Here is a 9,562-nt window from a genome sequence, read left to right as displayed (position 1 = left end):
CATATAAGAAGTATCGGCTACAGTCATATTGAACTCCTTTCTGAGTGTGGTGTACAGCAGTGATTGAATCAGTGGAAAACTGCTCTGAAAATAGCTGCTGTGGTTGATAAGTGGTACAAAAAAAGGACCAAAGATCACCAGTTTGTAAATCAGAAACTTGGAAAATCTATAGTCCTATACGACAAATATTCAGTATTTAATTTGCTCACTGTGAATGCGAGACTTGTAAAGTTATATCATTAAAAAGCTGCAATGTCAAGTAGCTTCGTTGAAATTCATGGAGAAATTATTGGGAGTTAAGTCTTTGAAGAAGAATTAAAATTAGTTTTATTTTTAATTTGTAAGCGGGCAATAATGTGATAAACTATAAGAAGCCTATTTATTCAGAAAGGTAGAGGTTTATTATAGATGAAGACATTGGTAATTGCAGAAAAACCTTCCGTAGGACGGGATATTGCCAGAGTATTGCAATGTACAAGAAACAGTCAGGGGGCGCTTGAAGGTGAGAAGTATATTGTGACCTGGGCTCTGGGGCATCTTGTAACCCTGGCAGATCCGGAAGGATATGATGCGAAGTATAAGTCATGGAGGATCGAAGATCTTCCGATGATGCCACAGCATTTTAAGCTTGTTGTGATTAAGCAGACACACAGACAATTTCAGATTGTGAAGAATCAGCTGCTGCGCAAAGACGTGGGGACAATTGTCATTGCAACAGATGCCGGCAGGGAAGGTGAGCTGGTAGCCCGATGGATTTTGAAAATTGCCGGCAATAAGAAGCCGGTCAAGCGTCTTTGGATTTCTTCGGTAACGGATAAAGCGATTCGTGAAGGCTTTAAGAAACTGAAGGATGGCAGGGCTTATCTGAATTTGTATGCGGCAGCAGAGGCCAGGGCGGAAGCAGACTGGCTGGTGGGAATGAATGGAACAAGGGCATTGACATGTCGTTACAATGCACAGCTTTCCTGTGGCCGCGTTCAGACACCGACATTGGCATTGATCGCATCCAGAGAGCAGGAGATCAAATCCTTTGTGCCTAAGAAATACTATACACTGACAACAGTGAGTCATGGTATGACATGGAACTGGCAGGATGGAAAGAGCGGCAGCAATCGCTCTTTTGATAGAGGCCGTATACAGTCGATTGCTGAAAAAGCGGAAAAAGATGAAATGGTGATCACGGATGTGCAGCGAACGGTTAAGAAGAGCTATTCACCGGGACTGTATGATCTGACAGAGCTGCAGAGAGATGCGAATAAGCGTTTTGGCTATTCAGCAAAAGAAACGTTAAACATTATGCAGCGGCTGTATGAGAATCACAAGGTTCTGACGTATCCGAGAACAGATTCCCGATATATAGGCAAGGATGTGGCAGAAACTTTGAAAGAGAGACTGCAGGCCTGTGCCGTTGGACCGTATAGGAAGGTGGCAGGGAAATTGCTTCTGCAGCCGATCAGGATGGACAAGCGTTTTGTGGATGACAGCAAAGTTTCAGATCACCATGCGATTATTCCGACGGAGCAGTTTGTACAGTTAGATCATATGTCTTCGGAGGAACGAAAGATTTATGATCTTGTTGTGAGGCGTTTCCTGGCGGTGCTTTATCCGCCGTGTGAGTATGAGCAGATTAAGCTGACAGGCAGCTGTGCCGGAGAGAAGTGGATGGCCGGTAGCCGGATGATGAAAGAAGCCGGATGGCAGCAGGCTTATGAGTCAGAATGGGAAGAAGAGGATGACGATTTACTTATGACTGTGACAAGTATGCCAAAACTTGAAAAGGGCAGAAAAGATACAGTGATGCGCCCGAAGGTGAGTGAAGGCCAGACAAAACCGCCTGCTTATTATAATGAGGGAACACTGCTGACAGCAATGGAGAAAGGAAATCTCGGAACAGTTGCAACGAGAGCGGATATCATTGACAAGCTATTTAACAGTTTTCTAATGGAGAAAAAGGATAAGGATATCCGAGTGACTTCCAAGGGACGTCAGCTGCTGGGGCTTGTGCCGGAGGATTTGAAGAAACCGGAATTGACAGCGGACTGGGAGAAAAAGCTGTTGGCTATTTCAGAGGGGCGCTTGAAGAAAGATGTCTTTATTTCTGAAATCCGAGGTTACACAGAAGAGATTGTCAAGGAGATTGCCGATGGAGAGGGGCAGTTTCGACATGAGAACCTGACGAATCATCTGTGTCCGAATTGCGGCAAGCGGATGTTGTCTGTACAGGGAAAAAACAGCAAAATGCTTGTCTGCCAGGACAGAAGTTGCGGATACAGGGAGAGTATTGCAAGAAAGACTAATGCCAGATGCCCGAAATGCCACAAGAAGATGGAAATGTACGGCAAGGGCGATGCGCAGACTTTTGTATGTACTTGTGGTTATAAGGAAAAGCTGTCTGCTTTTCAGAACCGGCGGAAGAAAGAGGGGGCCGGTGTCAGCAAGCGAGATATTCAGCAGTATATGAAGCGGCAGCAGAAAGAGGCGAATGAACCGATTAACAATGCATTTGCAGCAGCATTTGCCAAATTGAATTTAGAAACGAAAGAGGGAGAATAATGAATTTTGTATTTGTATCACCACAGTTTCCAACATCTTACTGGAATTTTTGCAATCGATTAAAACAGAGAGGTGTTACCGTCCTGGGACTCAGTGATGCGCCTTATGATTCTCTGTCGGAGCAGGTCAAGAACAGTCTGACGGAGTATTACCGCGTAGACAGCATGGAAGATTATGACCAGATGGTGCGTGCACTGGGATATTTTACGCATCAGTATGGTAAGATTGATTGGTTGGAGAGTAATAATGAATACTGGCTGACGCAGGATGCCAGACTGCGCACGGATTTTAATATCACAACAGGCATGAAGAGTGATCAGGTAGCGAATGTCAGAAGAAAGTCGGCAATGAAAGCCTTTTACAAGAAGGCCGGTGTACCGACGGCGAGATATCACATGGTTTCTTCTCTGGAGGAAGGTCTTGCGTTTGCGGAGAAGGTCGGGTATCCGGTATTTGTTAAACCTGACGCTGGTATGGGGGCAGAGGAAAGCTATAAGCTGTCCAATCCGGATGAAATGCGTTATTTCTATGAGACAAAGTCGGATGTTGATTATATTATGGAGGAATTCATTACAGGTGATATCTGGTCTTATGATGGTATTTCAGACAGCAAAGGTGACATTATTTTTGAGACAACCGTATCCTGGCCAAGAAGTGTAGCGGATATTGTCAATAACAAAGATCATCTGTCTTACTATACGGCCAATATGCTGCCGGAAGATCTGAGAAGGGCCGGAAGGGCAACTGTTAAGGCTTTTGATGTGAGAAGCCGTTTCTTCCACCTGGAATTTTTCAGACTTCTGGATGATAAAGAGGGACTGGGCAAAAAGGGAGATATTGTTGCTCTGGAAGTGAATATGCGTCCGGCGGGCGGATGGACACCGGATATGTATAATTATGCCAATAGCGTGGATGTGTACAGTATCTGGGCAGATATGGTGGTCTATGACAAAACATATGTTGATCTGAACCAAAGAAAATATTTTGCTGTTTATGCAGGACGCAGAAATGGAAAGAATTATATTCATACACCTGAAGAAATCCGGGAACGCTATCATGATCAGATTGTGATGGATGAAGATATTCCGGAGATTATTTCCGGGGCAATGGGCGATCACATGTGGACTGCAAGACTGGACACAGAGGAACAAAAGGACGAATTTATTGACTTTGTACAGGCTACATGGCAGTAGAAGGGAAGGACAGATATGCCTTTTATACGGACAACGACGAATGTGAACCTGGCAGTGGATCAGGAAAAGCGCCTTAGAACAGGAACAGCAGAGCTTGTCAGAGATATTTTGAATAAGGACCCGATCAGAATGATGACAGCCTATGAGGGAAATATTCATCTTTGCCGCGGCGGCGATGACAGGCGGAATGTGCCGACAGCATTTGTAGAGTGTAAGTTTTTTGGCGGCGGCGGATATGAGGTGTTTGAGGCCTTTGACAAGGCGATGCATGAACTTTACAGAAATGTATTGTCTATTCAGCCGCAGGATTTGTATATCAAGTACGAGGTTATTTATGGCTGGGATGAACCGGCAAAGATTTTTAAAATATAATTAAGGACAACAATACGAAAAGAGTGATGCAATGCTTGACATTAATGTGAAAGATGTGAGCCTGGTTCTTGAGGGCGGAACATTTAGAACAGTATTTACAATGGGCATCCTGGACGCTTTTTTGGATGAAGGCATCATGATGCCGCATATCAGCGGGGTATCAGCAGGTATTACTTATGCCGGATCTTATATCTCTCAGCAAAAAGGGAGAAATATTCAGATATTAAAAAAATACCGTCATGATAAAAGATATATGGGAGTCCGAAACTTCCTGACAGACAGAAGTATTTTCGGTTTGAAATTTGCTTATGATACCCTGGTTAATGAATTGGAGCCTATGGATTGGGAGATTTTCAGGGCTTATAAGGGAACGATGGCTGTCGGTGTGACCAATGCTCGGACGGGTCAGATTAACTATATGGATGGTTTGAGGATGGATAAGAGCTGCCGAATGTTGCAGGCAACCTGTGCAATCCCGCTGCTCTTTCCGGCAATAGAGATGGATGGACAGTATTATTATGACGGCGGTGTATGTGAACCGATTACGATACATAAGGCAGAGGCGGATGGCTATCGCAGACATATTATTATTTTGACCAGAGATAAAACATACGTTAAAGAAAAGAGTCAATCCAATGAATTTGCCGCGAAGGTGCTGAAGCGCCGTTTCCCGAATATGGTAAGACCGCTGCTTGAAAGACATGATTATTATAATGAGGAAGTAGCTTATTGCAATGAATTGGAAGCGAAAGGGCAGGCATTATTGTTTCGCCCGGATTACCCATTAGTCAGCATGGAAAAGAATATCGATAAGCTTCAGGAAGGCTATGATATGGGATATCGACAGGCAATGGCACGCATGGTGGAGATTAAGGCTTTTTGCGGATTGAATTAGAAGCATCAGTATTTTATTGCATTTCATAAAAGCAGTGAGGCATAACAGGGAGGATCAAAGCGTATGAGAGTCGGATTAATTTCGGATTTACATATTGATATCAATAAGGATTATCCGATTGTGGAACTAACGGCAGAAACCGCTGCGGAACAAATGACAGACGTATTGGTGATCGCCGGCGATATCAGTGAGACACAGAACCAGACATTGCAGGCGATAGAGCGACTGCAGTCATTATGTGAGTTCCCTGTTTATTATGTGCCGGGCAACCATGATATGTGGAACAAGAACTGCCCTGAGTGTACAACGGAAGAAATTGATCGCATTTATAGAGAGGATCTGCGATGCTTATCAGGTAAGCCGGTTATTCTGGAGAAGGATGGCAGGCAACTGGCTCTGGTGGGTGATGTGGGCTGGTATGATTATTCCATGGCATCACCGGAATATTCAAGAGATGTTCTGGATGGTATGATGATGGACGGGAGAACATGGCAGGATAAATTGTACAATCAGTGGACGGAGGACAATCAGAAGCAGATGTTCCTGTGTCTGAAACAGTTGGAGAAACAGTTGAAGGATTGCGGCAGTCTGCCGGTTCTTGCAATCACACATATGCTGCCGGTAAAGGATTTCTGCGTTCCTGAGAAGCCGGATGGCATCAAATGGGGGTTCTTTAATGCTTTTCTTGGCAGTACGGCACTGGAGGAACTCTACAAAAAGTATCCTGTGAGATATGCAGTCTGCGGTCATGTGCATTATCGAAGTACCGTGGAGAGAGATGGTATCAGACATATTTGTCCATGTTTGGGATATCATACGGAATGGCCGCTGTATCATCTGGCAGATGACCGTGCACAAACGCATATCAGAGATGCACTGTATATTCTTGAAACATCATAGACAGCGGATCAGAGAGTGTAGCAGATACATAAAGACAAAAGAGGAGGAGATAGATTGGACATTATCAGCAGAAAAGAAATACTGCAGCATGTGGATCATACATTACTTGCACCCACTGCAACATGGGAAGAACTGCAGATATTGTGTGATGAGGCAATCAAGTACGAGACGGCTTCAGTGTGTGTGCCGCCGAACAGAGTTAAGCAGGTCAAAGATTACCTTTGCGGGCGTATGGCAGTTTGTACGGTTGTCGGATTTCCGAATGGCTATCACACAACGGCGGTCAAAGCGATGGAAACAGAAGAAGTATTGGATCGTGGTGCCGATGAGGTGGATATGGTCATCAATCTGGGCTGGGTCAAAGAAAAAAGATTTCATGATGTCCAGACAGAGATTCATACACTGAAGGATATTTGTGATGATAAGATTCTGAAGGTTATTGTTGAGACTTGTTTTCTGACTGAGGAAGAGAAGATAAAAATGTGTGAAGTGGTGACCGAGGCCGGTGCGGATTTCATCAAAACATCTACCGGCTTTGGAAGCGGCGGTGCAACTTTTGAGGATGTGGCGCTCTTTGCCGCACATGTTGGAGAAAATGTCAGGATCAAGGCAGCCGGCGGTATTGGCAGTTTTGAGGATGCAAAGCATTTCCTTGAGCTTGGTGCATCAAGACTCGGGACAAGCAGGCTGATTAAAATTATGGAACTAGGTCAGTAACGCATAGAGGTCCTGGAGATGTACGCTTTGTATGCAGGATTGAGATATATGCAGAAAGAAAAATATAAAACCGGACAATAGCTGTCGATTGACAGCTATTGTCCGATTTTGTCAACAACCGATATCGGCGATGGGAATTAGTCCAGATACGCTTTTAATAATTCAAAAGTATTGCGCACACCTTCAATGTGTGAACGTTCATAACCATGGGAAGCATAGACACCCGCACCGATCAGGGCATGGCGGATATCATAGCCTGCGTCAAGGGCAGCGTCTGCGTCTGAACCGTAATGAGGATAGATATCAATCGCAAAGTCAATGCCCTGTTCTTCTGCTGCGGCCACCAGTGCAGATACGGTTGCGTAGTGGTACGGACCGTGGCTGTCTTTGGCACAGATGGATACCTGACGTTCCGTACAGTTGAGGCCTTCACCTACACAGCCCATATCGACAGCCAGTACTTCACTGACAGGTGCCGGCAGGTAAGAGCAGCCGTGGCCGACTTCTTCAAAAACAGAAATATGCTGGTAAATACGGCGCTCAGGGACGATGTCCTGTTCCTGAAGATAGTTGGCATATCCCATGAGAATGGCAACACTCAGCTTATCATCAAGAAAACGACTCTTGATATAGCCGGAATCGGTAATACGTGTTCGCGGATCGAAGCAGACAATATCACCGGTTCGGATGCCGAGGGCTTCAACGCCTTCTTTGTTGTAGACATCCTCATCCAGGACAACTTCCATTGTATCGAAGGATCGTTTTGTATCATTGTATTCGCCGTTGACATGGATAGAGGCATCGATCAGTTGGAAAGTACCATCATAGATTCTGCCGCTGCGGGTATAGATACGGCAATTTTCACCCTCTGTATTGTTGGGATTCAATCCGCCAAGAGGCGTCAGCTTCAGACGGCCGTTACTTTTGACGGTGTGAACCATTGCACCAAGGGTATCCATGTGGGCGGTCAGGAGAATGGCATCCTCTTCGTTCTTACCGCCCAGATCGATGAAGATACCGCCTTTAGCTGTTTGTACCGGTGCATAGCCCATTTTCTTGTAGACATTCATGACGTGTTCAGCTGCATATTCCGTAAAGCCGGTAGGACTGTCGATGGCAGTCAGACCTTTTAACTGTTCTAAGATAAAATCTATTTCGTTCATAATCAACCTCCAGATTGTTTTTTTTTATTATAGCATATATTTCTCATAAAAAGAAAACCAGTATACGTTTCAGAACAAAATATGATATAATGAGCGTTAGTGAGCGAGAGCAAGCAATGCTTGTTCATCGGGAACGGCGAATGGCGGTCATGATAGCTGCGTATGCAGCGTCAAGCACCAAAGGTTCGAATCAGGATATAATTTATTAGGAAAGAAGATAAGAAACATGCATGTAAAAATTGGAAGAAATGATCCGTGTTGGTGCGGAAGTATGAAAAAGTACAAAAACTGCCATCAGAGTTTTGATGAGAAGATTGAGGAGTTGAGATCACAGGGGCATATTGTGCCGGATCATTCCCTGATCAAGACACCGGAACAGATTGCCGGTATCAAGGAGAGTGCAAAGATTAACATCGCGGTACTGGATGAAGTGGCTTCTAAGATTAAGGAAGGCATGACAACAGAGGAGATTGACAAGATTGTCTATGATACAACAACGAAAATGGGCGGTATCCCGGCACCTCTGAATTATGAGGGTTTCCCGAAGAGTGTGTGTACATCCATCAATGAAGAAGTGTGCCATGGCATTCCTTCTCCAAAGGTGGTTCTCAAAGACGGCGATATCATCAATGTAGATGTGTCGACAATTTACAAGGGATATTATTCTGATTCATCCAGAATGTTCTGCATCGGCAATGTTTCTGACGAGAAGAGAAAATTGGTTCAGGTAGTTAAGGAGTGTGTCGAGCTGGGACTTGAGCAGGTGAAGCCGTGGGGCTTTTTGGGCGATATGAGTCAGGCTGTTTATGATCATGCAGTGGCCAATGGCTATCAGGTTGTAAGGAATATCGGCGGACACGGTGTGGGCCTGGAATTTCATGAAGATCCATGGGTTGGCTATATTTATAAAAAGGGCACACAGATGGTGATGGCACCGGGTATGATGTTTACCATTGAACCGATGGTCAATATGGGTACGCATAAGATCAGTGTGGACAAGAAAAACGGCTGGACAGTTTATACCAATGATAAAAAGCCTTCAGCTCAGTGGGAAATCCAGGTTCTTGTCACAGAAGATGGACATGAGGTCATTGCTTATTAATGATGGGAGTGATGCTGAATGCTGTGGATTTTGATTGCAGCTGCTGTATGTGCGGGCGATCTGCTTGTTAAGCACTATATTGATACACACAAAGAGGAGAATTGTCATGAACCGGTGGTCGGCGGGCATATTATCATTACGCGCTTTCATAATCCGGGGGCAATGCTTGGATGGATGAAAGACAAGCCAAAGATGCTGATGGGGGTGACAATTCTCGGTATTGGTGTGTTGGCCGGCGGATTGATGGGATCGCTTTATAAGAAAAAGTCTGTATTGATCAGACTCGGTCTGGCTCTATTGCTTGGCGGTGCAGCCAGTAATGCGTATGATCGGATAATGAAGAAAGAAGTTACAGACTATTTCAGAATCAGCATTGGATCGAAGCGGTTGGAGCGGATTATCTTCAATATCGGAGATATGGCTATTTTTATTGGCGGTATTTTGACGGCAATTGGTGAGATCAAAGAGAGCTTCTGATGCAGCATTAGTTGGATGCCGTATACCTTTTGTGGAAATGTGAATAGATATGACAGAAAAGGGACCTTTGGGATAGGGACTGTCTATAGACGGTTCCTACTCAAAGGTCCTTAATTTACGCGAGCAACGAGCCAAAGTCCGTGCTTGCACGAGACCTTGGCGTTGCTAAGCGCCAGTGGCGCTTGTTTAG

At 44.8% G+C, this 9,562-nt stretch carries 9 protein-coding genes; 8 read left to right on the top strand and 1 reads right to left on the bottom strand.

Going from position 1 to position 9,562, the window contains the following annotated elements:
- The first annotated feature begins 408 nt into the window (after positions 1-408).
- The 6 genes from WMO25_RS10070 (at position 409) to deoC (ending at position 6,630) form a co-directional block, all read left to right on the top strand.
- Positions 409-2,553, top strand: coding sequence for a DNA topoisomerase III (locus WMO25_RS10070; RefSeq protein ID WP_349085187.1), 2,145 nt, complete (start codon positions 409-411; stop codon positions 2,551-2,553).
- Positions 2,553-3,746, top strand: a complete 1,194-nt coding sequence (locus WMO25_RS10065) for an ATP-grasp domain-containing protein (RefSeq protein WP_349085186.1) — start codon at positions 2,553-2,555, stop codon at positions 3,744-3,746. Before WMO25_RS10070 ends, WMO25_RS10065 begins: the two co-directional genes overlap by 1 nt.
- A 15-nt stretch (positions 3,747-3,761) precedes the next feature.
- The gene (locus WMO25_RS10060; protein WP_117541503.1) at positions 3,762-4,118 is read left to right on the top strand and encodes a hypothetical protein; all 357 of its coding nucleotides are present in this window, start codon (positions 3,762-3,764) and stop codon (positions 4,116-4,118) included.
- A 31-nt stretch (positions 4,119-4,149) separates the two neighbouring features.
- Positions 4,150-5,013 carry a patatin-like phospholipase family protein gene (locus WMO25_RS10055; protein WP_015512741.1) on the top strand — a complete coding sequence of 288 codons (864 nt, stop codon included), beginning with the start codon at positions 4,150-4,152 and terminating at the stop codon, positions 5,011-5,013.
- A 63-nt stretch (positions 5,014-5,076) separates the two neighbouring features.
- Positions 5,077-5,913: a metallophosphoesterase gene (locus WMO25_RS10050; protein ID WP_349085183.1), complete on the top strand. Its 837-nt coding sequence runs from the start codon at positions 5,077-5,079 to the stop codon at positions 5,911-5,913.
- Between the two features lie 63 nt (positions 5,914-5,976).
- Entirely contained in the window at positions 5,977-6,630 is a 654-nt protein-coding gene (deoC, locus tag WMO25_RS10045; RefSeq protein ID WP_215689024.1) for a deoxyribose-phosphate aldolase, read from the top strand.
- 137 nt (positions 6,631-6,767) lie between these two features.
- Here the strand turns inward: deoC and WMO25_RS10040 are convergent, their stop codons facing one another.
- The gene (locus WMO25_RS10040; protein ID WP_015512743.1) at positions 6,768-7,793 is read right to left on the bottom strand and encodes a M42 family metallopeptidase; all 1,026 of its coding nucleotides are present in this window, start codon (positions 7,791-7,793) and stop codon (positions 6,768-6,770) included.
- Positions 7,794-8,019: 226 nt separating this feature from the next.
- Between WMO25_RS10040 and WMO25_RS10035 the strand changes: the two genes are divergently transcribed.
- Complete coding sequence (locus WMO25_RS10035) at positions 8,020-8,895, top strand: methionyl aminopeptidase (protein WP_015512744.1); 876 nt, start codon at positions 8,020-8,022, stop codon at positions 8,893-8,895.
- 18 nt (positions 8,896-8,913) lie between these two features.
- Entirely contained in the window at positions 8,914-9,372 is a 459-nt protein-coding gene (locus WMO25_RS10030) for a signal peptidase II (RefSeq protein WP_215689008.1), read from the top strand.
- The last annotated feature ends 190 nt before the right edge of the window (positions 9,373-9,562 follow it).

Source organism: Coprococcus intestinihominis (genome assembly GCF_040096555.1).
Lineage (GTDB): Bacteria > Bacillota > Clostridia > Lachnospirales > Lachnospiraceae > Coprococcus_A > Coprococcus_A intestinihominis.
Note: the sequence above shows the minus strand (reverse complement) of the source record. Positions and strands in the feature narration are given on the sequence as shown.